The 20,675-nt window shown below is 67.6% G+C and carries 21 protein-coding genes, 2 tRNA genes and 2 pseudogenes; 14 read left to right on the top strand and 11 right to left on the bottom strand.

The window, feature by feature from the left end:
* Positions 1-70: 70 nt before the first annotated feature.
* The 3 genes from acpM (at position 71) to NVV99_RS18540 (ending at position 3,127) form a co-directional block, all read left to right on the top strand.
* On the top strand, positions 71-349 hold the full coding sequence (gene acpM, locus NVV99_RS18550) for a meromycolate extension acyl carrier protein AcpM (protein ID WP_006554441.1): 279 nt from the start codon (positions 71-73) through the stop codon (positions 347-349).
* Positions 346-1,602: a KasA/KasB family beta-ketoacyl-ACP synthase gene (locus tag NVV99_RS18545; protein ID WP_197539125.1), complete on the top strand. Its 1,257-nt coding sequence runs from the start codon at positions 346-348 to the stop codon at positions 1,600-1,602. Before acpM ends, NVV99_RS18545 begins: the two co-directional genes overlap by 4 nt.
* Positions 1,603-1,693: 91 nt before the next feature.
* Positions 1,694-3,127 (top strand): acyl-CoA carboxylase subunit beta, encoded by a 1,434-nt coding sequence (locus tag NVV99_RS18540; RefSeq protein WP_024101332.1) that lies wholly within the window; start codon positions 1,694-1,696, stop codon positions 3,125-3,127.
* 112 nt (positions 3,128-3,239) lie between these two features.
* Here the strand turns inward: NVV99_RS18540 and NVV99_RS18535 are convergent, their stop codons facing one another.
* From NVV99_RS18535 to NVV99_RS18525, 3 genes are all read right to left on the bottom strand, one after another.
* Entirely contained in the window at positions 3,240-3,746 is a 507-nt protein-coding gene (locus tag NVV99_RS18535) for a DUF3145 domain-containing protein (RefSeq protein ID WP_006554444.1), read from the bottom strand.
* Between the two features lie 123 nt (positions 3,747-3,869).
* Entirely contained in the window at positions 3,870-4,682 is an 813-nt protein-coding gene (locus NVV99_RS18530; RefSeq protein ID WP_024101333.1) for a serine hydrolase, read from the bottom strand.
* A 52-nt stretch (positions 4,683-4,734) separates the two neighbouring features.
* Positions 4,735-5,862, bottom strand: a complete 1,128-nt coding sequence (locus NVV99_RS18525; RefSeq protein ID WP_024101334.1) for an NDMA-dependent alcohol dehydrogenase — start codon at positions 5,860-5,862, stop codon at positions 4,735-4,737.
* A gap of 167 nt (positions 5,863-6,029) precedes the next feature.
* Between NVV99_RS18525 and NVV99_RS18520 the strand changes: the two genes are divergently transcribed.
* From NVV99_RS18520 to NVV99_RS27120, 5 genes and pseudogenes are all read left to right on the top strand, one after another.
* Complete coding sequence (locus tag NVV99_RS18520; RefSeq protein WP_024101335.1) at positions 6,030-7,682, top strand: MBL fold metallo-hydrolase; 1,653 nt, start codon at positions 6,030-6,032, stop codon at positions 7,680-7,682.
* 66 nt (positions 7,683-7,748) lie between these two features.
* Positions 7,749-7,952, top strand: a pseudogene (locus NVV99_RS18515) (Zn-ribbon domain-containing OB-fold protein); the annotation flags it as partial.
* Positions 7,953-7,992: 40 nt separating this feature from the next.
* A pseudogene (locus tag NVV99_RS18510) lies at positions 7,993-8,910 on the top strand (thiolase family protein).
* 212 nt (positions 8,911-9,122) lie between these two features.
* The gene (locus NVV99_RS18505) at positions 9,123-9,938 is read left to right on the top strand and encodes an alpha/beta hydrolase family protein (protein WP_313906251.1); all 816 of its coding nucleotides are present in this window, start codon (positions 9,123-9,125) and stop codon (positions 9,936-9,938) included.
* A complete protein-coding gene (locus NVV99_RS27120) occupies positions 9,868-10,158 on the top strand; it encodes a hypothetical protein (RefSeq protein ID WP_313906250.1) in 291 nt (96 codons plus the stop codon). Before NVV99_RS18505 ends, NVV99_RS27120 begins: the two co-directional genes overlap by 71 nt.
* A 39-nt stretch (positions 10,159-10,197) precedes the next feature.
* Here NVV99_RS27120 and NVV99_RS18500 read toward each other — a convergent pair whose 3' ends face one another.
* Together NVV99_RS18500 and NVV99_RS18495 are read right to left on the bottom strand one after the other, a co-directional pair.
* Positions 10,198-11,163, bottom strand: a complete 966-nt coding sequence (locus tag NVV99_RS18500) for an endonuclease/exonuclease/phosphatase family protein (protein ID WP_024101336.1) — start codon at positions 11,161-11,163, stop codon at positions 10,198-10,200.
* Positions 11,164-11,203: 40 nt separating this feature from the next.
* A complete protein-coding gene (locus NVV99_RS18495; RefSeq protein WP_024101337.1) occupies positions 11,204-12,169 on the bottom strand; it encodes a YafY family protein in 966 nt (321 codons plus the stop codon).
* A gap of 61 nt (positions 12,170-12,230) precedes the next feature.
* Here NVV99_RS18495 and NVV99_RS18490 point away from each other — a divergent pair, with 61 nt between their 5' ends.
* A complete protein-coding gene (locus NVV99_RS18490) occupies positions 12,231-12,803 on the top strand; it encodes a DinB family protein (RefSeq protein ID WP_024101338.1) in 573 nt (190 codons plus the stop codon).
* A 1-nt stretch (position 12,804) separates the two neighbouring features.
* On the top strand, positions 12,805-13,242 hold the full coding sequence (locus NVV99_RS18485; protein ID WP_006554454.1) for a VOC family protein: 438 nt from the start codon (positions 12,805-12,807) through the stop codon (positions 13,240-13,242).
* Between the two features lie 12 nt (positions 13,243-13,254).
* Here the strand turns inward: NVV99_RS18485 and NVV99_RS18480 are convergent, their stop codons facing one another.
* Positions 13,255-13,644 carry a VOC family protein gene (locus NVV99_RS18480; RefSeq protein WP_024101339.1) on the bottom strand — a complete coding sequence of 130 codons (390 nt, stop codon included), beginning with the start codon at positions 13,642-13,644 and terminating at the stop codon, positions 13,255-13,257.
* A 73-nt stretch (positions 13,645-13,717) separates the two neighbouring features.
* Here NVV99_RS18480 and NVV99_RS18475 point away from each other — a divergent pair, with 73 nt between their 5' ends.
* Positions 13,718-14,464 carry a TetR/AcrR family transcriptional regulator gene (locus NVV99_RS18475; RefSeq protein WP_006554456.1) on the top strand — a complete coding sequence of 249 codons (747 nt, stop codon included), beginning with the start codon at positions 13,718-13,720 and terminating at the stop codon, positions 14,462-14,464.
* Positions 14,465-14,501: 37 nt separating this feature from the next.
* A complete protein-coding gene (locus NVV99_RS18470) occupies positions 14,502-14,723 on the top strand; it encodes a hypothetical protein (protein ID WP_039958679.1) in 222 nt (73 codons plus the stop codon).
* Between the two features lie 62 nt (positions 14,724-14,785).
* On the opposite strand, the gene nhaA is transcribed toward NVV99_RS18470, so the two are convergent.
* Positions 14,786-16,639 carry a Na+/H+ antiporter NhaA gene (gene nhaA, locus NVV99_RS18465; protein WP_024101341.1) on the bottom strand — a complete coding sequence of 618 codons (1,854 nt, stop codon included), beginning with the start codon at positions 16,637-16,639 and terminating at the stop codon, positions 14,786-14,788.
* A gap of 437 nt (positions 16,640-17,076) precedes the next feature.
* Between nhaA and NVV99_RS18460 the strand changes: the two genes are divergently transcribed.
* Positions 17,077-17,523 carry a hypothetical protein gene (locus NVV99_RS18460; RefSeq protein WP_024101342.1) on the top strand — a complete coding sequence of 149 codons (447 nt, stop codon included), beginning with the start codon at positions 17,077-17,079 and terminating at the stop codon, positions 17,521-17,523.
* Here the strand turns inward: NVV99_RS18460 and NVV99_RS18455 are convergent.
* From NVV99_RS18455 to NVV99_RS18445, 3 genes are all read right to left on the bottom strand, one after another.
* Positions 17,520-17,900: a hypothetical protein gene (locus tag NVV99_RS18455; protein WP_006554460.1), complete on the bottom strand. Its 381-nt coding sequence runs from the start codon at positions 17,898-17,900 to the stop codon at positions 17,520-17,522. The genes NVV99_RS18460 and NVV99_RS18455 overlap by 4 nt on opposite strands.
* Positions 17,901-18,022: 122 nt before the next feature.
* Positions 18,023-18,096, bottom strand: a tRNA-Ile gene (locus NVV99_RS18450).
* A gap of 190 nt (positions 18,097-18,286) precedes the next feature.
* Positions 18,287-18,359 (bottom strand) — tRNA-Asn (locus tag NVV99_RS18445).
* 148 nt (positions 18,360-18,507) lie between these two features.
* On the opposite strand from NVV99_RS18445, the gene NVV99_RS18440 reads away from it, so the two are divergent.
* Entirely contained in the window at positions 18,508-18,753 is a 246-nt protein-coding gene (locus tag NVV99_RS18440) for a hypothetical protein (protein ID WP_024101344.1), read from the top strand.
* A 4-nt stretch (positions 18,754-18,757) separates the two neighbouring features.
* Here NVV99_RS18440 and dnaG read toward each other — a convergent pair whose 3' ends face one another.
* Positions 18,758-20,653, bottom strand: a complete 1,896-nt coding sequence (dnaG, locus tag NVV99_RS18435) for a DNA primase (protein WP_024101345.1) — start codon at positions 20,651-20,653, stop codon at positions 18,758-18,760.
* Positions 20,654-20,675: the final 22 nt, after the last annotated feature.

The raw sequence follows: 20,675 nt of genomic DNA, 5'->3' as shown, positions 1-20,675 counted from the left end.
GGACCCCCGACCGGAAACATCCGGCCGGTTTCGAACGACATAGTCGACAGATCGAGAAGGGAGCCACATCGTGGCCGCCACCCAGGAAGAAATCATCGCCGGTCTCGCGGAGATCATCGAAGAGGTCACCGGCATCGAGCCCTCCGAGGTGACCGTCGACAAGTCCTTCGTCGACGACCTCGACATCGACTCGCTGTCCATGGTCGAGATCGCCGTCCAGACCGAGGACAAGTACGGCGTGAAGATCCCTGACGAGGATCTCGCCGGTCTGCGGACCGTCGGTGACGCCGTGAACTACATCCAGAAGCTCGAGGCCGCAGGCGTTCAGGCCACGAACGACAACGAATGAGTTCTGCTGTGACCTCCCCTTCTCCTCGGGCACTCCGCAACGTCGTCGTCACCAGCCTCGCGGCTACGACGTCGATCGCCGGCGACGTGGACGCCACCTGGAAAGCACTGCTGGCCGGTGAGAGCGGGATCGGCACCATCGACGGCGGATTCGTCGACGAGTTCGACCTCCCGGTGCGCATCGGCGGAACCCTGAAGGTCAGCCCCGACGAGGGACTGTCCCGGGTGGAACTCCGTCGCATGAGCTTCGTCGAGCGCCTCGCGCTCACCCTCGGGCGCACCGTCTGGCAGAACGCCGGCAGCCCCGAGGTCGACCAGGACCGTCTCGGTGTGGTCATCGGTACGGGCCTCGGTGGCGGCGAGTCGCTCATCGACGCCGTCGACAAGCTCCGTGCCGGCGGCTACCGCAAGGTCTCGCCCTTCGCGGTGCAGATGATCATGCCGAACGGACCGTCGGCCACCGTCGGGCTCGAACTCGGTGCTCGCGCAGGGGTCATCACCCCGGTCTCGGCGTGCTCGTCCGGATCCGAGGCGATCGCCAACGCGTTCCGCATGATCGCCTTCGGCGACGCCGACATCGTCGTCACCGGTGGTGTCGAGGGTCAGCTGGACGCGGTGGCCACCGCGGGCTTCGCGATGATGCGGGCGCTGAGCACCCGCAACGAGGACCCGAAGGGCGCCTCGCGTCCGTTCGACAAGGACCGCGACGGTTTCGTCTTCGGCGAGGCCGGCGCACTGATGGTCCTCGAGAGCGAGGAGCACGCCAAGACACGCGGAGCGACCATCCACGCTCGTATCCTCGGCGCCGGCATCACCTCCGACGGTTACCACATCGTCGCCCCCGATCCGGAAGGTACGGGAGCGGCTCGGGCCATGCGGCGAGCGATCGAGACCGCCGGGCTCACCAAGGCCGACATCGGGCACGTCAACGCGCACGCGACGGCCACCCCGATCGGCGACGTGGCCGAAGCCAAGGCCATCAACGCGGCCGTGGGCAACCACGCCGCGATCTACGCCCCCAAGTCCGCGCTCGGTCATTCGATCGGTGCGGTGGGTGCACTCGAAGCAGTACTCACGGTCCTGGCTCTGCGTGACGGGGTCATCCCGCCCACGCTGAATCTCGAGAACCAGGATCCAGAGATCGATCTCGACGTGGTCAAGGGCGAACCACGTTCCGGCCGGATCGATTTCGCGCTGAACAACTCGTTCGGTTTCGGTGGGCACAACGTGGCGCTCGCATTCGGTCGCGCCTGACCGTCGACGCCGCTGCGCCCCATGCGGTGGAGGCTCCACCCGGAGCCTCCACCGCAGCCCACCACCACCGCGTCTGCCCGAGGAGCACCCGATGACCATCCTGGATCCAGCCACCCCGCGTGAGACGACGGTGGACCCGAGAGATCCGTTGGCCCGTCTCGAGAAACTGTTCGACCCGGGCAGCCTGGAACTGCTGCACACCCGCGACAAGTCGGGCGTCCTCGCCGCCGTCGGCGAGGTCGACGGCATCCGCACCGTCGCCTACTGCTCCGATGCCACCGTCATGGGCGGAGCCATGGGCGTCGAGGGATGCAAGCACATCGTCTCCGCCATCGACCACGCCATCGACCACGAGATCCCCGTGGTCGGCATCTTCCACTCCGGTGGCGCGCGTCTGGCCGAGGGCGTCGAAGCCCTCCACGCCGTCGGCCTGGTCTTCGAGGCCATGGTCCGCGCGTCCGGTCTGATCCCCCAGATCTCCGTCGTTCTCGGCTTCGCGGCCGGCGGTGCCGCCTACGGCCCGGCCCTGACCGACATCGTCATCATGGCCCCCGAGGGCCGTGTCTTCGTCACCGGACCGGACGTGGTCCGCAGCGTCACCGGTGAGCAGGTCGACATGGAGTCGCTCGGCGGCCCCGACACGCACACCAAGAAGTCCGGTGTCGCGCACATCGCCGCGCACGACGAGGCCGACGCCCTGCACCGGGCCCGCCGCCTGGTGTCGATGCTGGCCGAGCAGGGCGAATTCGACGTCGTCGCAGCGACACTCGGCGACACCGACCTGCGGGCGCTGATGCCCGCCTCGCCGCGACGCGCATACGACGTGCGGCCGATCGTCCACCAGTTGCTCGACAACGTCGACGGCGAGTCCTCCTTCGAGGAACTGCAGGCCGGCTGGGCCCGCAGCATCGTCACCGGCTTCGGCCGTCTCGGCGGCCGCACGGTCGGGGTCATCGCCAACAACCCGCTGCGCCTCGGCGGCTGCCTCAACTCCGAGAGCGCCGAGAAGTCAGCGCGTTTCGTGCGGATGTGCAACGCCTTCGGTGTTCCGCTCGTCGTCATCGTCGACGTTCCCGGTTACCTTCCCGGTGTAAGCCAGGAGTGGGAGGGTGTCGTGCGACGCGGCGCCAAGCTGCTCCACGCGTTCGCCGAGGCGAAGGTTCCCCGCGTCACGCTCGTGACCCGCAAGATCTACGGCGGCGCGTACATCGCGATGAACTCCCGGGCGCTCGGGGCCACCGCCGTCTACGCGTGGCCGGAGTCCGAGGTGGCCGTGATGGGCGCGAAAGCCGCTGTGGGCATCCTCCACAAGAAGGCCCTCGCCGCGGCTCCCGAGGAAGAGCGTGAGGCGCTGCACGACCGTCTCGCCGCCGAACACGAGGCGATCGCCGGTGGCGTCGGTCGTGCGATGGCCATCGGTGTGGTCGACGAGATGATCGATCCCGCCACCACGCGCAGCACCCTGGCCGCCGCGCTCGCCGCCGCACCCGCGGTGCGCGGACGGCACAAGAATATTCCGCTCTGATCCGGACACAGCACGAGAACACCGGCACCGCCCCTCGGAGCGGTGCCGGTGTTCTCGTATCAGGAAGATGTGGGGTGCGTTCCGGTCGCGTCGCCGGGGCGGCGGGCCGCGGTCAGCCGACGTCCCGGCGGAGCCACGTCACCTGCGCGCCTTCGTCGCCGCTGCGGTACGGCTCGAGCTCTTCGTCCCATGCCGTTCCGAGGGCGCGGTGCAGTTCGCTCGTGACATCGGCGGAGGACAGCATGGCGCGCAGACGCATCTCTCCGACGACGATGTCGCCGTTGGCGCTGGTGCACCCGCGCCACAGACCCAGTCGGGGGGCGTAGCTGAAACGTTCGCCGTCGACGCCCTCGCTGGGATTCTCGGTGATCTCGAAGCGGAGCATCGGCCACGACCGCAGCACGTCGGCCAGTCGCGCGGCCGTGCCCACGGGCCCGACCCAGTCGACGCAGGTGCGCAGCAGCCCCGGTGCGGCGGGCTGGCCCGTCCACGAGAGATCGGGCCGGCAGTCGAGGATGTCGGCCAGCGCCCACTCGATGTGCGGGCACACCGCCGCCGGTGAGGAGTGGACATAGATCACCCCCGCCGTGGCATCCGCGAATTGGTTGGATGCGCGCATACAGTCACCTCCGGTTCGACCAGGACGTCTTCCCCAACGACCTTCGTCGACCAAGGCTTCTCCATGCAGGCTGCGTACAAGTGTGCCCGTGTGGCGTGTGTTTCGCCAGCGAACCAGAGAGGTTCATGTGAATTCGGTGATGATCGCGTCTCCGAGGGCAGGCCAGAGCGGTTTGGCCCAGTCTCCGAACGCACGATCAGTAAGTACCACAGCGGCGACGGAAATTTCGGGATCTACCCAAATGAATGTGCCCGATTGACCGAAATGACCGAAAGTACGCGGTGAATTACCGGGGGCGGTCCAATGCGGGTTCTTTTCGCCCCGGATCTCGAATCCGAGACCCCAGTCGTTGGGCTTGAACATCCCGTAGCCGGGCACGAGTCCGTTCAGACCCGGAAACTGCACGCTGGTCGCCTCGGTGAGGGTTTCGTGCGAGACCAGAACGGAATCGAGCAGCTCGCGCGCGAACAGTGCGAGATCGGCGACCGACGACTGCGCCCCGTGACCCGCCGGCCCCGGCAGGGACGAGGACGGCATGCCCAGCGGCTCGAAGACCGCTTGCCGGAGGTATTCCGGGAACTCGATACCGGTTTCCGTCTCGACGAGTTCGGCAAGCACTTCGAAGCCTGCGCTCGAGTAGATCCGCTTCCGCTCGGGTTCGGTCTGCACGGTGCGCTCACCGAACGCCAGACCCGAGGCGTGGGCGAGCAGATGCCGCACCGTCGACCCCTCGGGACCCGCAGGCTGATCGAGCTCGATCGCGCCCTCCTCGACGGCCACGAGCGCGGCGTACGCTACGAGCGGCTTCGTCACGGACGCGAGGGGAAAGACCTCGTCGAGGTCTCCCCTGGACGCGACCGTTCCGCCGTCGCGGGTCACCACCGCGGCGGCGGAACGGTCGACGGGCCAGTCGCTGAGCAGATCGAGGCTGTGCACGCGATCAGCCTACGAGACGCCCCGGCGGCGCGGGGTCACCGGCCGGTACCGGTCACCAGTCGGCTTCGGTGTAGCGGATGACGCCGCGGATGTTCCTGCCCTCGAGCATGTCCCGGTATCCGTCGTTGATCTGCTCGAGGGTGTAGGTACGCGTGACCATGTCGGCCAGGTTCAGCTGACCGGACTTGTACAGGTCGAGCAGATTCGGGATGTCGACGCGCGCGTTGCAGCCACCGAAGATGTTGCCCTTGAGGTCCTTCTGCAGCATCGAGAGCAGGAACGAGTTGAGCTTGACGTCCATGTCGGACATGTAGCCCATCGCCGTGACGACGCACCGGCCGCCCTTGGCCGTGAGTGTCAGTGCCGGATCGACCAGCTCGCCCTTCATCTCGCCCACGGTGATGATCGTCGAGTGGCACATGCGGCCCCACGTGATCTCCATGATGGGCACGATGGCCTCCTCGATGGAGGCGTAGGTGTGGGTGGCACCGAACTTGAGCGCCTGCTCCCGCTTGAACGGTTCCGGGTCGATCGCGAACACGTGGCGCGCACCGGAGGCGACGGCGCCCTGCAGAGCGCTCATGCCGACACCGCCGACGCCGATGATGGCGACCGAGTCGCCGGCCTTGACCTCGGCGATGTTCGTCGCCGAACCCCAGCCGGTGGGCACGCCGCAGCCGACCAGCGCCGCGAGCTCGAAGGGTACGTCCTTGTCGATCTTGACGACCTGGCTCTGGTTGACCGTCATGTACGGCGAGAAGGTGCCGAGCAGGCACATCGCGATCACGTTCTGGCCGCGCGCCTGGATGCGGTAGGTGCCGTCGGAGATCGCCTGGCCGCTGAGCAGTCCGGCGCCGAGGTCGCACAGGTTCGAGTGCCCCGAGGCACAGGACGGACACCGTCCGCACGCGGGGATGAAGGACAGCACGACGTGGTCGCCCACCTCGAGGCCCACCACACCCTCACCGACCTTGGTGATCACGCCCGAGCCCTCGTGACCGCCCATGGCGGGGAAGGACGGCATCGGGGTTGCGCCCGTGACGATGTGGTGGTCGGAATGGCACATGCCGGCGGCTTCCATGCGGATCTGCACTTCGCCCGCGACGGGATCGCCGAGTTCGATCTCCTCGACGGACCACGGTTCGTCGATGCCCCACAGCACTGCACCCTTGGTCTTCATCTGGCTCGCCCTCCATCGCATTGCCGGTTGTGCACGTGACGATAGCCACAATCGCACAGAATTGGAACAGGTTCTACATCCTTTCCCGGTCCGGTGGGACACCCGCGCTCGATACGGTGAGAGGCAGTCCCGCGGGTCACCACCGCCCGAGCGTCCGAGGAGATGCCGTGTCCGACAATCCGGAACTCACTTTCCACGGGGCGGCGAGAACCGTCACCGGTTCGTGCGCGACGGTCGAACTCGGCGACGCGCGGATCCTGATCGACTGCGGACTGTTCCAGGGCTCCCGCAGCCTCGAGAACCTGAACGTCGCAGAGTTCGCGTTCCCCCCGGAGTCGGTCGACGCCGTGATCCTCACCCACGCCCACATCGACCATTGCGGCCTGCTCCCCAAGCTCGTCGCCCGCGGCTTCGACGGCCCGATCTTCTGCACGGCCCCCACAGCGGAATTGCTCTCGTTCATGCTTGCCGACTCGGCTCGCATCCAGGAGTTCGAGGCCCAGCGCCGCAATCGGCGACGCGACCGCGCGAACCGCGCCGAATTCCACCCGATCTACACCGAGGAGGACGCCCGGCTCGCCGCCTCACGCGCCCGGCCGATACCGCTCGAGGAGTGGTTCGAACCGGCGCCCGGTTTCCGGGTCCGCCTGTGGAATGCCGGACACATCCTGGGATCGGCCTCGGCGGAGATCGAGGCCGGCGGTGTGCGGATGTTGTTCTCGGGGGATCTGGGGCCGGAACAGAAGGCCTTCCACGCCGATCCGGAAGGTCCGACCGGACTCGACTACGTCGTCTGCGAATCCACCTACGGGGACCGCTCACGCCCTCGACTCACGATCGCCGAGCGCCGCGACCTCCTCGCCCGGGAGGTGAACGAGGCACTCGGGCGGGGCGGCAACCTGATCGTGCCGTCGTTCGCGCTCGAACGCACCCAGGAGTTGTTGCTCGACATCGGATATCTGCTCGATGACGAGCGCATTCCGGGGGTGCCGGTCTTCGTCGACTCCCCGCTCGCGATCCGCGCGACCGACGTCTTCGCCGCACATGCCGGAGAACTCGAGGATCTCGACGGCCGGAACGTCTTCCGCCATCCGGGCATCCGGTACACCGCCGAGGCCGAGGAATCGATGCGGATCGACAGCTACGATCGCGCGATCATCATCGCGGCCTCCGGGATGTGCGAGGCGGGACGGGTTCGGCACCACCTGCGGAACAACCTCGCCCGCCCCGACTCGACGGTGCTCTTCGTCGGCTATCAGGCGCAAGGCGCGCTCGGCAGGGTGATCCTCGAGGGTGCCTCGAAGGTCCGGATCTCGGGTGAGGACATCGATGTCCGGGCACGGATCCGGCGGATCGACAGCTACTCCGCGCACGCCGATCGCGGCGAGTTGGTGCAATGGGTCGGGCAACGCGCGCCGATCTCCGGTGCAGTCTTCCTCGACCACGGAGAACCCGATGCGCTCGCCGCCTTCACGGCGGCGCTGCACGACCTCGATGCCGGACTGAACGTGGTCGTCCCGGAGATCGGCGCCCGATACCGGCTCGTGGCGGGCGGTCCGCCCGAGCACATCGCCACGGTCGCACCCCCGGCGCCGGTGCACGTCGGCCGCGACTGGCAGAACGAGTACGCCGAGTTCGCTACCGGTCTGCGCGACCAGCTGCTCGAGATCGACGACCCGCGCACCCGGGAGCGCGCGATCGCTGCGATGCGGAAGGTGCTCGACGAATACCGCACGGGTGCCCAGACCCCGGATGAGCACCGGCGCCACTCGAGGCCGGGTCGGCGCAAGCCTCCGCCCCGCCGGAGGCGCCGTTTCTGAGCGTGATCCTCATGTTCGACCGCGGCGAGGGCCGCCGCATCGGCATCGGACAACGGAGGACGAACCATGACGACGAAGGCGCTCGCGCCCGACGTATCCACGTGGCCGGCAGAGAACCCGCAGCTCATCGGCAGCCGCTGCAACGACTGCTCCGCGACCACATGGCCCACCCAGCCGCGCTGCCCCCGGTGCAGCGGGGCGAACATCTCGGAGCTGCTGCTGCCGCGTCGCGGCACGCTCGTGGCATGGACCACGCAGGGCTTCGTGCCGATCTGATCCGCACACATCCCATCGAGGAGTTCCCGACATCGTGAACGACGTTGCCATCATCGGGGTGGGCCTTCACCCGTTCGGTAGATTCGGCGCCAACCGACATTCCCTTCACCAACGTGTTCAACACGTGCGCGACGTCCGCTTCACCGCCGATCCCGCCATGCTCGGTCTGCCCGCCTGGTACGCCGAGAACGGACAGTTCGTCACCACCAAGTTCTTCGGCATGAAGGCGAACCGCTACGCCATCGACCACAACATCTCGCACAAGACGCTCGCACGGGTCGCGGCGAAGAACTACCGCAACGGCGGCCTCAACCCGAATGCCTTCCGCCGCATGGAGTTCAACATCGACGACATTCTGTCGTCGCCGATGCTCAACTACCTGCTCACGGCGAAGATGTTCTGCGCGCCGGACGAGGCTGCCGCAGCGGTGATCATGTGCCGCGGCGATCTGGTGTCGAAGCACACTACCGAAACGCCGGTCTACCTGCGCTCCAACGCGATTCGCACGCGCACCTACGGCGCGTACGAGGTCCGTATGACGTGGGCGTCGGTCGAGGAGGACGTCTCCCCCACCGTCTACGCGGCCAAGGCCGCCTACGAGGCCGCCGGCATCGGCCCCGAGGACGTCGATGTCGCCCAGCTCCAGGACACCGACGCCGGCGCGGAAGTGATCCACATGGCCGAGACCGGCCTGTGCGCCGACGGCGACCAGGAGAAGCTGATCGTCGAGGGAGCCACCGAGATCGGCGGATCCCTCCCGGTGAACACCGACGGTGGTCTCATCGCCAACGGTGAACCCATCGGCGCCTCCGGTATCCGCCAGGTCCACGAACTGGTGCTGCAGCTGCGCGGCCAGGCCGGCGAGCGGCAGGTTCCGGGCGAACCGAAGGTGGGCCTCGCCCAGGTCTACGGCGCACCCGGCACCGCCGCAGCGTCGATCCTGTCACTCTGAGTACCACGTAATCGTCTGAAAGTTCGGCCACCGCACGAGATCCCGAGTGCGTTGTCGAACTCGTCCCGGCGCCATCGCGAGTCCGGAATCACAGCACCCCGAGGCACTTTTCGCAACCGGAGGAAGGTACTGTCCAGCTCAGCGGGTCGAACGCGGGGGACGACTCTCGGCATCACTTCGAATCGGGGCGTTCATCCGTGCGTCGATCCGTCGTGTCCCGTCGTGGCTTCCGCAGCCTTGCGGTCGGTCTCGCAGGCCTCTCGTCGCTCGTGTTCGGCACCGCCACCGCGCACGCCGATCCCGAGCAACCCGACGCCGAGCCCGCCACCGCCTACGTCGCGGGCGTCGACGAGGTGACCGACCAGCACTGGACGGTCCGCGTCTATTCCCCGGCCATGAATACCGTGATCCCCCTGGACGTCCTGCGTCCGGCCGATCCGAGCGAGCAGCGGCCGGTCGTCTACGCCCTCGGCGGCGCGGGTGTCGGGGTGATCGACGGCACCGGGTGGATGGAGAGCAGCGACATCGCCGAGTTCTTCTCGGACAAGAACGTCAACGTGGTCATCCCCGCCACCGGCAACTTCAGCTACTTCACCGACTGGGATCTCGACGATCCGGTTCTCGGTCGCAACCAGTGGCAGACCTTCCTCCTCGAGGAACTGCCGCCCGTCGTCGACGAACTGCTCGACACCGACGGCAAGCAGTCGATCATCGGGATGTCCATGAGTGCCGGCTCCGCGCTGGACCTCGCGATCCGGAGCGGCGACCTGTACTCCGGCGTCGCATCCCTCAGCGGATGCGTGCGCACCAGTGATCCGGTCGGTCAGCTGTACGTGAGGCTCGTCGTCGAGCGCCGCGGCAAGGGCGACGTCGAGAGTATGTGGGGTCCGGCCGACGGGTCCGCGCTGGGCCGAGCACGACGTCTACCTCAATGCGGAAGGCTTGCGCGGCAAGGCCTTGTACCTGTCGAGCCGCAACGGTCTGCCCGGCGCGTACGACGTCCCCGGTCAGGAACGCGCGGCGGGTGAATCGTTCGCCACGCAGATCGTCGCAGGCGGAGCGATCGAGGCCGCCACGGAGGCCGCCACGAATGCCTGCACGCACCAGCTGGTGGACCGGCTCGAAGCGCTCGACATCCCGGTCACGGCCGAACTCGATGCCGACGGAACGCATTCGTGGGGTTACTGGGAGGACGACCTGCGCAAGGCGTGGCCGATCCTCGCCGAGTCGATGGGCGCTGAGGCCTGATCGCGAGGCTTCGCTCGCGGGGGGCCTGATCCCGAGGCGTCACTCGCCGGGGTCCAACCGGATCCGGGCGACCACCGAACGGTGATCCGCCCTGGGAAGGTCGTCGGAGTCGAACGCGACGGCCGTCCCGTTCCCGACGAGGATGTGATCGATCGCCACCAGCGGCGGGCCGGGTTTGTCGGTCGGATAGGTACGCACCGCCCCCGCTCCCGCCTGCTCCGCGGCATCGGCGAAACGCCCCGAGAGCAACGCGCGGAACTGCGCATGGTCGTAGGTGGCGTTGAAATCGCCGCCCACGACTGCGGGGACGTCGGCCGGAGATCGATCGAGGATGTCCTGCAACCGTGACAGTTCGGCAGCCCAGTCCTGCGCGTCGAACACCGGTGGGACCGGGTGGAACGCGTGGACCGCGACCGGTCCCGCTCCCGGTACGTCCGCGAGCGCAGAGAGTTGACGGAAGACGAATCCGTCGTGTTCGACGGTGTCCGACAGCGGAAATCGGCTCCAGATTCCCGTTCCCGACGCCAACTCTCCGGGGACGAGATACCGATGGGGTAACAGCTCGTCGAGACCGGCACGGGTGAGTCCATCGACCCCCGCAGAGGTGAGTTCGTTCACCGTGAGCAGGTCGACGTCGCGGTCCCGGACCCGGGACACGACGACCTCGGGATCGGCACCCCTGTCGAACAGAATGTTCGCGTGCATCACGGTGATATCGGGACCCGCACCGGCCGCAGCCGTCGCGACGTGGAGAGGCGCCTGGGTCCAGACCGCAGTCGCAGCAATCGCACCCGCAACGAGGGCCCCGAATAGGCGTCGACGGACGGCCAAGGCGATCAGCCCGATCACCGCACCGGCCATCAGATACGACGCACCGGACGCTGCGAGCACCAAGGGTTGGGCCGACCACCTACCGAAGTGGAGCGCGAGACCGACCGCGCCTGTCGCGGTTGCCGTCCACCCGAGAACGTCCGATCCGAGCCGGAGCCACTTCGCCGTCACCACGCCACACAACCATGCCGCAGGTCGCGTGCGCGAGGACCCGTCACCGATCGGAGCGGGAGGCGATCGCGGCGAGGTGCGTCGCGAGCCGGTCCGCGGCCGCCCGAAGTTCCGGTGGCTCGAGGACGACCGCCTCGAAACCCATTCGCGCGACGTGCATCACGACCCAGTCCGGGTCGTCCGCGCCGACGACGAGCACGCACCACCCGTCCTCGTCGTCCTCGACCCGCCCGACCTGCGGCGGCACCATGTCGCGCACCTGGTCGGCGTCCGCCCGCAGGCGGATCCGCGCAATGTACCGGTAGGGCGACTCCGTCACGGACCGCTGGACGTACGACACCGGATCGGGATGCTGCCGCGGCCGGAACCGCCAGGTCGTGAGGGACACGTCGCGCATCCGGTCGAGCCGGAAGGTGCGCCAGTCGTCGCGATCGACGTCCCATGCCATGAGGTACCAGCGCTGTCCGGCAGCGACCATACGCACCGGTTCGACGGTGCGCTCGTCGTCCGCCTCCTGCCGGGTGGTGTACCGGAACCGCACACGGGTCGCGTCGCGGCACGCTCGGGCCAACGCCAGCAGCGTGTCGGCGTCGATCTCGGTGCCCGCGCCGACGACGGTCTCGGTGGCCCCGTAGATCGCCCGCACCTCCGCGCGCAGACGCGGCGGCATCACCTGATCGAGCTTGGCCAGTGCGCGCAGGGCCGCCTCGGCGGCACCGGCGATGGTGCTGCCCGACGCCAGTCGCAGCGACACCGCCGTGGCGATCGCTTCGTCGTCGTGCAGGAGCAGCGGCGGCAGTCTCGTGCCGGCACCGAGCTGATAACCACCGCCGACACCGGAGGTCGCGCGGACGGGATAGCCGAGGGCGCGCAGCCGATCGACGTCGCGGCGCACCGAGCGATCGGTCACGCCGAGTTCCGCAGCCAGTTCGTCAGCGGTCCACGAGGGGCGACTCTGCAACAGCGCAAGCACCCTCAGAACCCGTTCGGTGGTCGACTCGACGGTCACACGACGATAGTCGCACGGATCACGGACCGAAGCTGTCCGGAGTATGCGCCAACCTGGAGCCATGACAGAACTCGACTGGAACCACCTTCTGCGACAGCAACTCGACTATCCGGTTCGCCGTCGCCTCGACGGCCTCACCGACGACGAATACTTCTTCGAGCCCGCACTCGACTGCTGGAGTGTTCGGCCGCGCGGGACTGGCACCGCTCCCCTACTGGGAGGCGCCGGGGCGATGACCATCGATTTCGCGGTCCCCGAACCGGATCCGCCGCCCTTCACGACCATTGCGTGGCGGCTCGGGCATGTGATCGTCGGCGTGCTGACGATGCGCAACGCGAGCCATTTCGGACGCACAGCCACCGACTACATGTCGTTCGAGTACGCAGCGACCGCGGACGAGGCCCTCGCCCAGCTCGATGCCGAACTCGCCACGTGGATTGCGGGCGTCGAGTCCCTCGGGGAAGACGGACTCGCCCGACCGTGCGGTGAAGCCGAAGGACCGTACGCCGAGTACCCGATGGGCGCGCTGGTCCTGCACATCCACCGCGAACTCATCCATCATCTGTCCGAGGTCTGTCTTCTGAGGGACCTCTACCTGCACACCCGTACCCGCGCCCGACAGGAGGCGAGCTGACATGGCCCGCGACATCCAGATCACGTTCGACTGCGCCGATCCCGCGGCTCTCGCGGACTTCTGGGCGGACGCCCTCGGCTACGAACTCCAGAAGCCGCCCGGCAATTTCGTGTCGTGGGACGACGCGCTCGACGCGATGGGGGTGCCACTCGAACGACGCAACGACGCGTCGGGCATCGTCGACCCGGACGAGGCAGGGCCCCGGCTGTTCTTCCAGAAGGTGCCCGAGGGCAAGCAGGCCAAGAACCGGATGCATCTGGACGTGCGTGCCGCGCCCGGACTCGACGGCGCCGAGCGCATGGCTGCCCTGGAAGCCGAGGCCGAACGGCTCGTCGCACGCGGGGCCACGCGCCTGGAGCGTCACGACCCGGCGCCGCCGTTCGGGGCCGGCCACATCGTCATGGCCGACCCCGAGGGCAACGAATTCTGCCTCGACTGAGACTTCGCATGGTCAGGCCGGTTCCGAGACCCAGTGGACGAGTTGCCAGATGATCCCGTTCGGATCGGCGAACTGGCAGTACCGTTCACCCCACGGCTCGGTCTCCGGCTTGGTCACGACCGTCGCACCGGCTTCCGCGATGCGCGCGAACTCGGTGTCGACGTCGTCGACGACGAAGGCGATGAGCATGCCCTGACCGGCCGGGCCGGCGACGGATTCCGGCTTGAAGGTCGACAGCCCGGTACGCAGGAACACGACGTTGAATCCTGCGTCCGGGTGAGTCAACGAGACGAATCCGTCCGCCGACATCTCCTCGGTGAAACCGAAGTGCCGGATCGCGAAATCTGCCGATGCGGCAGTGTCGGCGACGTTGAGCGACAGTGCTGTGGACTTGATTTTCATAGGACCTCCCCCAGAGCAGAAACCTTGTACGGCGTATAGAGTACTCCCGAGAGCGAGTTTTCGGGAGGCATTTATGGCGCGCGATCTGATCGACCTGCTGTGGCGCGAGCATCCCGACGCGCCGACCGGTGGTTCCCGCGGGCCGAAAGCCAAGATCACCACCACATCCGCGGTGGACGCTGCGGTAACCGTCGCCGACGCGGTGGGCCTCGACGCGGTGACGATCCGTCGCCTCGCGACCGATCTGGGCGTCTCCGCCATGGCCCTCTACACCCATGTCGGGTCGCGCGACGACCTCCTCGTCCTCATGGTCGATCGGGTCCACGCCCGGCAACCCCGGCCGCCCTACGAGTCCCCGTCGTGGCGGGATCGGGTACGGCAGGTCGCCGAATCCGAACTCGAGCACTACGCCGCACACTGGTGGCTGCTGGACGTCGACGATCAGCGCACCGCGCTCGGCCCCGGCACGATCGCGAAGTACGACCACGAACTCCACGCCTTCGACGGCACGCCCCTCGGCGACATCGATCGCGACGCCGCGCTCACGTTCGTCGCGGACTTCGTGCGGGGTGCGGCCCGAGCCCGACGACCTGATCCGCACGCCGCCGACATGGGCGAGGCCTGGGCGCGATGGAACGAGCGACTCGCGCACTATCTCGGTGACGACCATCCCCTCGCACAGCGGGTGGGAGCGGCGGCCGGAGCAGAGATGAACGCCGCCTACAGCCCGCACCACGCATGGGAGTTCGGGCTGCAGCGCGTCCTCGACGGGCTCGAACCGCTCGTCTCGAATGGCGGGGTGCGACCCACCGGGGAATGATCTCCCCGAAGGTTCGTACGAGAGATTCGAGGATTTCATGAAGCGATTCGCCGCGGGCGTGCTCGGTTGTGCCGCAATCGCCTTCGCAGTGCCGGCCACGGCGTACGCAGATCCCGGCACACCTACGCTCCCCACGGAGGACTACTCCGGGTGCCGCTTCGCGTCGATCTCCGCGGAATGCCGCTGGGAAACGCTCCTCGCCAGCTTGGCCGGCCTGTTACCGACCGGATCCGCGGAGGCCGGACCCACCATCCGGTAGAAACCGTCACGACTTGGGTGGATCCGCCCCCGCTTTCCGGGGTCGGATCCACCCGAATCGCATCACCTCTCGCGCACCTCTTCGAGCCTGCGGATCAACGTCGCCGCGTCGAACGGGCCGGTGTGCCGGGCGAGGTCCGATCCGGTGGCGCCGAGGTAGAAGGTGGGCGTTCCGAAGACGTCGCTGGTCTCGGCGTCGAGATCGTCGTCCTCGACACGGTGACGGTACCGCCCCAGGCGAAGGTCCTCGTCGAACCTGTCCATATCGAGACCCAACTGCTGGGCGTGTTCGTAGATCTCGTCGCGGGACAGAGCGTCGCTGTGGGCGAATAGGTGGTCGTGCATGTCCCAGAATCGTCCCTGCGCCGCCGCAGCCTCGGCCGCTTCGGCGGCGAACCGGGCGTGCGGATGGTGTTCATCGAGGGGAAGGTGCCGGAAGACGTACCGCAGGTCGTCGCCGAAGTGCTCGCGCACGTCGCGGATGCTGCCGGTGGCCTTGCTGCAGAACGGGCACTCGAAGTCTCCGTACTCGACGAGTGTGAGCGGAGCGTCGACCGGTCCCCGTATGTGGTCACGGTTCGGATCCACCGGACGCAGCAGCACGAGCCCGGCAGATCCCTGCGGCGGATTCAGGCGGTCGGACAGCCGGAACAAAGCCCAGCCCAGCGCCGTGGCGAGAACAGCCGCGAGAAGGACGCCGATTCGGGCGTCGTTGGCCGCTTCGGGAGATTCGATCGCCAGATCCACGATGAACAATGAGATCGTGAACCCGATGCCGGCGAGCGCGGCACCCCCACCGACGTGCGAGAGGGTGAGTCCCGGCGGCAGGCTGCCCGGACGCAGGCTCGAGAAGACGGCAGTGGCCGCGGTGATGCCCACGAGTTTGCCCACCACGAGACCGAGGACGACACCCCACGTGATCGGCGACCGGATCGCAGTGCCGACGGTCTCGGCGGAGATCACCACACCCGCGTTGGCGAGGGCGAAGATCGGCACGACGAGGAACGCCGTGTACGGCTGGTAGAACCGTAGCAGCCGCTCGTTCACGGACACCGCGCGGAGCACCCCGAGTTGCGCGGCGCGCGCGTAGTCGGAGTTGGGCGACTGGCGGAACGCCCGCGTGAGTTCGCCGGCGCGCTCCACCTCGCTGCGGCGCGGCGGATAGACGGGAAGGATCAACGCGATCAGTACACCGGCGAGGGTCGGGTGCACACCGGATTCGTAGAACGCCACCCACGTCCCTGCCGCGACGACGAAGTAGACGACGCCCCGCCACACCTCGAGCCGGCGGAACTGCAGGATCAGCAACAGTCCGATCGCGGCAGGTATCAGGTAGACCGGCTGCAGATCGTCGGTGTAGACGAAGGCGATGATGGCGAGGGCGCCGATGTCGTCGGCCACGGCCAGCGTGAGGATGAACACGCGCAGGCGGGCCGGGCAGCGGGGTCCGACCAGCGCGAGCGCACCGAGCACGAAGGCGGTGTCGGTGGACACGACCACACCCCACGCTCCTGCGGCCTCCCCGCTGGGGTTGAGCAGCAGAAACAGTCCCGCAGGTAGCGCGAGCCCCGCGATTGCCGCCACGAGCGGGACCGCGGCGCGCGTCCGGTCGGTGAGCTCTCCCATGGTGAGCTCGCGTTTGACCTCGAGGCCGACGACGAAGAAGAACAGCGTCATGACGGCGTCGTTCACCCAGTGCTCGAGGTCGAGATCGATGCCGTAGTCGCCGATGCTGATGCTGAGAGGTGTGTGCCAGAACGCCTCGTACGAGTCGCCCAGGTTGGCCCAGACCAGAGCGATCAGGGTCGCCGCGAGTACGACGCCTGCCGCGAGCGTGTCGTCGTCCGTGCCGTCGCGGACCCCTGCCAGAAGGTCGGACGCCCGGCGGAGCGTCGTCGGATTCTCGTCGACCGTCATGTGCTCCCTCGTTCCGCAATCCGCTCCGAGCAACTCGGTGCCGGTGAGTACACCGACGACATCGCACAACGCCGGCCCCCGGGGCGATTATTTCCGGTATCGGCCGTTCGAACCTGCATCGTCCGAACACAACAATGCAACCGGTTCCGCCGTACAGGAGGCGGAATGCACCCCTCCGACTACCGACCTCATCCGAAACTAGACCGAATCGTTGTGCCAACAACCGATTTCGGCGTTTCGACAGCCCGACCGTTACATTCCGCCACTACCTGTCGCCTCGACGGAGGATAGCCCTGCGCGTCCGCCCCGGGTATCGTCACGATCCACCGAAGCATCGGTTCCGAATAACCCTCGGCGAGAACAACTTTCCTAAGTTCTCTTACGGAGAGGAGGTGGATCCGTTGCTGCACACGGGGACGATCCGAAGAGCCCGATGGATGTTGATCACCGCACTGGGAGCAGGGGTGCTCGTCGCGGCGACGACGCACCAGCCCGACTCTGTGGTCCGGGCCGACCCGACGGTCGCGCATGCCCGGTCGTCGCACTCCTCGGTCTCGGTGTGCGCACCGCCGGACGGTGCGCCTGCCTGGCGTCCGGACGAGCTCGGCGACCACCCGGATCCACCGGCTGCGATCGGAGCGGTGGCGAACGGGCGGATCGGAGGCGTCTTCCATCCGTCCACCACGATTCGACTGACCGGCCTGGACGTGTGCGAGCAGTACATCGACCGCACCATCGTCACGACGAACGACGGTTGGTTCCTGTTCACCGGTCTCATGCCGGGTCGCTACACGCTGCGGGGGGACGACGGAAGGGTGCTCACCGAGGTCGAGGTCTCCGCCGAATCATCGGATCATTCCGGACTGGTGTTGGCTCCCGGTTAGGTCGTCAGCACGAGGAGGTAGCCGCCGCCGGCCTGCTCGATCCTGGTATCGAACCGCACTCCCGGCTCGAGTCGCGACAAGCGGTCGAGGAGCCATTCGGAGGCGTCCTCCGCGTCCGACTTCTCGGGACACCGGGCAACGGCGACACGACCACCCTTGCGGGTGAGTTGCTCGACGACGCCGATGATGGGCGCCGGGTCGACGACGAAGAGCCGGTCGGACCACGGCACGACGGGTTTGACGGCACCCTTCTTGGTGTTGCAGGCGCGGTGCGCGAGTCGCTCGACTCCGCCCTTTCCTTTGCCACCCTTCTTGGCGGTGTTGATGCTGTCGATGCTGGGACCGCGCGGGTCGTTGACCGACATGTCGGGGTCCACGGGCTCGTCGCACAACCAGCAACGCCACGCCTCGCGCTCACCGACTTCTCGAAGGGTGCTCATGGGGTCGAACGCTACCGTTCCGACAAGCAGGAACATCTCGCGGCCATGAGCGAAGGATGTGGGGCGGGCGGGGCTCGAACCCGCGACCAGCGGATTATGAGTCCGCGGCTCTAACCGACTGAGCTACCGCCCCGTCGCGACGACATGCGTCGCACAGTGCCGCACTGCTCGCACGGCGCGAACGAATGCTACCCGGACACAGCGGGCAACACTCTACCGGGTACGAAGTAACAGAGATCACATCGGTGGATGTTCTGCCGCATAGGCACCCCCGGATACACAGAATCCTCCCACCCGTGACGGGTGGGAGGATTCTGTAGGCGCTCCCCCGGCTGGACTCGAACCAGCAACCGTTCGATTAACAGTCGAATGCTCTGCCAATTGAGCTACAGGGGATTGTCCTGCGGTGCTCCGCGGTTTCCCCCGGTGCGTGAAAAACCATAGCGTCCCACCCGCCGCAGCACCAAATCGCCTGCTTGTGGGCATGCTGCGGGGTCATCGGGCAGGATGGGGACGACGCAGTCACAGGTGGAAGGACAACACATTGATGGGTTTGCTGGTCGGGGTCGCTGCGGGATACGTACTCGGCACCCGAGCGGGTCGCGCGAGGTACGAACAGATCAGCAAGACGGCCAAGGCGGTGGCCGCGAGCCCCGTCACGAAGAAGGCGATCGAGGTGGGCCGGCAGAAGCTCGCCGACTCGCTCAGTCCTCAGCCCAAGCTCGAGCCGATGAAGCCCATCGACGAGACGACCACGATCATGATCCCGCGGGACCAGTTGAAGAAGTAGACGGTCAGCCGGCCAGGCCGTCACCGATGGCCTGGCCGAGCAGGCTCCGCCGGTACTGTTCGAGCGCCATGAGGTCGCCGAGCAGGGCGTGGAACTCCTCGGACTCGGTGGCCGGGGAAATCCGCTGCAGTTTGGACTTCAGTTCGGCCACCTGCTCGCCGACCCAGACCTCCTGCAGCCGGGCCAGCACGCCACCGATGTAGCGCGGCAGCCGGTCCTCTTCGGCGGGGACGGGTTCGACGGCGAGTTCCATCACGAGCGAGTGCGCGACGGGATCGGTCGCTGCCCTGCCGACGGCGTCGACCCACTCGGCTCCCCCGAGGCCCGCTGCGGTTCCGCCGGCGTCGGCGACGGCCTGCCGCACGGCCGCGTAAGCAGGGTCGGTGAAGGTCTCCGGCGGCAGGGAGTCGAAGACGGTCCCGGCGATACCCGGATACTGCAGCGCGGCCTTCAGCGCGTCGCGCTGCGGCCACAGCGTCGGATCATTCGGCCGAGGGCGGCGCAGGGACGACACGGGCTCCGCCGTGGCCGTCGCGGGCCGCGCCTTGGCTTCCGGTGCACGAACTCCTCGCCGTGCCTCCTCCTGCACACGCCGACGCACGGTGGGGATGTCGTCCCATCCCGTCCAGTGCGCGAGTTGCACCGCGTAGTTGTCGCGGATCGTGCGGTCCTTGATCCGGCCCACAACGGGGACACATCGGCGCAGGGCCTCGACGCGACCTTCGACGGTGTCGAGATTGTGTTCGGCGAGAATCGATTTCACGACGAACTCGAACATCGGGGTGCGGCGGGCCACGAGGTCGCGCACCGCGCCGTCGCCCGACTGCTGCCGCAACTCGCACGGATCCATGCCTTTGGGGGCGATCGCGACGTAGGTCTTCGCGGCGGTCTTCTGATCGCCCTCGAACGCCTTCATCGCCGCCGCGCGACCGGCGTCGTCGCCGTCGAAGGTGTAGATGACCTCACCGCGGAAGAAGCTGTCGTCCATGAGCAGGCGACGCAACAGCGCGAGATGTTCGTCACCGAAGGCCGTGCCGCACGCGGCGACCGCGGTCTTCACGCCGGCCAGGTGCATGGCCATGACGTCGGTGTAGCCCTCGACGATCACGGCCTGATGCGACTTGGCGATCTCGCGCTTGGCGAGGTCGAGCCCGAACAGCACCTGAGACTTCTTGTACAGCACCGTTTCCGGTGTGTTCATGTACTTGGCGGTGATCTGGTCGTCGTCGTACAGACGGCGGGCACCGAAGCCGATGACGTCGCCCGCGAGATTGCGGATGGGCCACAGCAGTCGACGGTGGAAGCGGTCGATCGGACCGCGGCGTCCCTGCCGGGACAGTCCTGCGGCCTCGAGTTCGGAGAATTCGAATCCCCGGCCGAGGAGGTGCTTGGTGAGCGCGTCCCAGCCGGCGGGTGCGTAGCCGCAGCCGAACGTCTCGGCGGCTGCCTGGTCGAAGTTGCGTTCGGTCAGGTAGTCGCGGGCGGCCTGGGCGTCGGGCGCGCGCAGTTGCTCGGCGTAGAACTGCTGGGCGGCCGCGTTCGCCGCGACCAGCCGGGCACGCGTGCCCCGGTCGCGTTGGACGGACGGACCGCCGCCTTCGTAGTTCAGCGTGTAGCCGACACGCTCGGCGAGCTGCTCGACGGCTTCGACGAAGCTGACGTGTTCGATCTTCTGCAGGAACGAGTAGACGTCGCCGCCCTCACCGCAGCCGAAGCAGTGGTAGTGCCCGTGATTGGGCCGCACGTGGAAAGACGGGGACTTCTCGTCGTGGAAGGGGCACAGGCCCTTGAGCGAGTCGGCGCCTCCGCGCTTGAGTGCGACGTACTCGCCGACGATGTCCTCGATGCGCACGCGGTCGCGAATGGCCGCGATGTCTCTGTCTGAAATACGGCCGGCCACGAGACGAGTCTAAGCCGCCGGG

The organism is Rhodococcus sp. PAE-6, assembly GCF_025290685.1.
Classification (GTDB): Bacteria; Actinomycetota; Actinomycetes; order Mycobacteriales; family Mycobacteriaceae; genus Rhodococcus; species Rhodococcus pyridinivorans.
Note: the sequence above shows the minus strand (reverse complement) of the source record. Positions and strands in the feature narration are given on the sequence as shown.

What these genes read in the sequence shown, in the direction of transcription:
- NVV99_RS18545 (WP_197539125.1), top strand. Translation starts at nt 346, where the DNA reads ATGAGTTCTGCTGTGACCTCCCCTTCTCCTCGGGCACTCCGCAACGTC.
- NVV99_RS18540 (WP_024101332.1), top strand. Translation starts at nt 1,694, where the DNA reads ATGACCATCCTGGATCCAGCCACCCCGCGTGAGACGACGGTGGACCCG.
- NVV99_RS18535 (WP_006554444.1), bottom strand. Translation starts at nt 3,746, where the DNA reads ATGCGCGCATCCAACCAATTCGCGGATGCCACGGCGGGGGTGATCTAT.
- NVV99_RS18525 (WP_024101334.1), bottom strand. Translation starts at nt 5,862, where the DNA reads ATGAAGACCAAGGGTGCAGTGCTGTGGGGCATCGACGAACCGTGGTCC.
- NVV99_RS18490 (WP_024101338.1), top strand. Translation starts at nt 12,231, where the DNA reads ATGACAGAACTCGACTGGAACCACCTTCTGCGACAGCAACTCGACTAT.
- NVV99_RS18485 (WP_006554454.1), top strand. Translation starts at nt 12,805, where the DNA reads ATGGCCCGCGACATCCAGATCACGTTCGACTGCGCCGATCCCGCGGCT.
- NVV99_RS18480 (WP_024101339.1), bottom strand. Translation starts at nt 13,644, where the DNA reads ATGAAAATCAAGTCCACAGCACTGTCGCTCAACGTCGCCGACACTGCC.
- NVV99_RS18475 (WP_006554456.1), top strand. Translation starts at nt 13,718, where the DNA reads ATGGCGCGCGATCTGATCGACCTGCTGTGGCGCGAGCATCCCGACGCG.
- NVV99_RS18470 (WP_039958679.1), top strand. Translation starts at nt 14,502, where the DNA reads ATGAAGCGATTCGCCGCGGGCGTGCTCGGTTGTGCCGCAATCGCCTTC.
- nhaA (WP_024101341.1), bottom strand. Translation starts at nt 16,639, where the DNA reads ATGACGGTCGACGAGAATCCGACGACGCTCCGCCGGGCGTCCGACCTT.
- NVV99_RS18460 (WP_024101342.1), top strand. Translation starts at nt 17,077, where the DNA reads ATGTTGATCACCGCACTGGGAGCAGGGGTGCTCGTCGCGGCGACGACG.